At 32.7% G+C, this 2302-nt stretch carries 1 protein-coding gene and 1 pseudogene; both read left to right on the forward strand.

The features are described 5' to 3' along the window. A pseudogene (locus RR409_RS21045) lies at positions 1-998 on the forward strand (hypothetical protein); the annotation flags it as partial. 13 nt (positions 999-1011) lie between these two features. After that, positions 1012-2302 (forward strand): hypothetical protein (locus RR409_RS21050; protein ID WP_332559732.1); only part of this gene is annotated, 1291 nt, incomplete at its 3' end.

The raw sequence follows: 2302 nt of genomic DNA on the forward strand, positions 1-2302 counted from the left end.
CAACTAAATTTCAAATAATAGATGTTAAATCAAATGGAACTCATGTTGTTTTGCATCCAGAAACAGATGCAGATCATGTAGTAGCTGGAACGGCAAAAGAAGTTCCAACTAAAACTAAGATTGCGGATTGGAATGCTAGGTCTAGTGAACTAGTTTCAGCTAGAAAAGGAAAAACTACAATGAGTGCTAAAATAGATGAGATAGATTTAAAATTAACACCAGCCAAGTTAATTGAAGCGGTTAAAACTGTAGATGGTGCTGGAAGTGGATTAGACGCAGACACAATAGATGGTATAAATGTAAGTGATACTGTAGTATCTAATAAGAGTATGTGGACTTCCGCAAAAACTACAGAAGAGTTGGACAAAAGAGTTAAATCTACAGATGTAACTTCAGAGGCGCAACCCAACAAGATATTGAAATTAAATTCAAATAGATTACTTCCAACTGGAATTACTGGTAACGCCGCAACTGCTTCTAGTTTAATAAATAAAGTTGGGATAGCTTTAAGTGGAGATGTAACTGGAGAGTTTCAAATAAAAGGCGATGAAAGTACTTCTATTAATGTGCCTATTGTAGTCAAAGATGATTCTCATACACATTCAAGTATTCTAACTCGTGGAGTAGCTATCACTGTAGATGATGAAGTGAAAACAACTTCTAATTTATGGTCTGCTGACAAGGTGTTTAAAGAAATAGCTGCACAAGTTAAAGATGAAGTTGTGTTAGATGAACAAGAGCAAGAGATATCATTAGGTAGTTTAATAAAGGTGAAATATGGAAAAGTAGATATGAGCAACACAAATGGAGCAAATATTACTTTTAAAACTCCTTTTGTGGCTAAAGTTCTTTTTGATGGTTTTTCAGTAGAAACCGCGGACCAGAATATACCTGTAGTTACTAAGCCTATTGACTCACTAACAGTAAATGGAGCTTCTTACAATTATGGAGCGATGTCTACAGCTGGAACTTTAACTTGGTTTGTAGTAGGTATATAAAGGAGGAATTTAAATGGCAGTAGGAAAACTTTTATTTCCACCTATAGTTCCTAATTCATTACCAGCTTTTGACAAGACTAAGGTTTTAAGATATTATTTTAAACCATCGTCACAAAACACTATGACGCAAATTAAACATCTTCAGATGACTATTGTTAGATTTGACACCAACAGAACTATATTAAACAAAAACACTTATCCATTTGGGATAATCTTTAAAAAGAGAAATGAGATTTTTGAAGACACTGCAAAGGGATATTTTTATGTAGATATACCAGCTTCACTATTTCCTCTTTCTGATAGTGCGTATAAAATTCAGATAAGAGTGGGAGAAGAAGATATTACTCAACATAACACAAACGAGAAACTTGGAACTTGGTTAAAAAATCCAAATACGTTAAATAAACTTTCTGAATGGTCTATTGTAACATATGCAATGCCAATAACAATTCCATCTTTTGGGATTCAAGGATTTAGTACAACAGAAAGAAATAATGTGTTTTCTACTGGATATGTTTTTACAGGTTTCTATGAACCAAAAGACCAACTTAAAAAAGAAGTGTTATCTTCCTATGTTTACAATCTTTATACTTTTGTCAACAAAGGAGATAAAAACACATGGAAGTTAGTTGAGAGTAGTGGACCTAAGTTTGCTGGGATAGGTAATGAATTAAATATGGAATATTCTTTCTCAAGAGAGTTAATAGAAGAAACTTCATATATAGTTACTTTGTCTGTGCAAACTAAAAATTTATATACTAGCACTCATCAATATGAAGTACACTCTACAACTTATCCTGTTATAGAATTATTTAATAGTATTGATATAAATCCAAACAGTGAAGATGCTTCAATGGATATTACTATAAGGGCTAAACAACTGCTTTTAAAACCTACTCCAGGCACAACAGTAGAGTATGTTAGAGATGAGCCTAATGTAGAAAGTTATCCTAATATTAAAGGAACTCACGCTATAATAAAAGGTTCGGTTGAAGAAGACCGCAATCTTCTACTAACTGCTATTGATGGAAAATGGGTTTGTCAAGCTAAAGTAATGTTTTCTAATATCTATGAGAATTTGCGGGAATTATATGCGAACCCTATGATTCTAATTGAGGATGACATGACAAATCTAAGTGAATCTGATTATTTTTCTAGGATTAAAATAGGTGCTATGAGAATTAACTTAGCTTATCCAATTACTGGAAACTTAAATCCTTCACCAATTTGGGAATATAGAATTATAATCAGAAAAGAAATACTATCTAAAAACAATAGCCAAGAGGTTGTTATAGCCTCTCAGA

It is taken from the genome of Clostridium sp. (assembly GCF_036642255.1).
In the GTDB taxonomy this organism is placed as follows: Bacteria; Bacillota; Clostridia; order Clostridiales; family Clostridiaceae; genus Clostridium_J.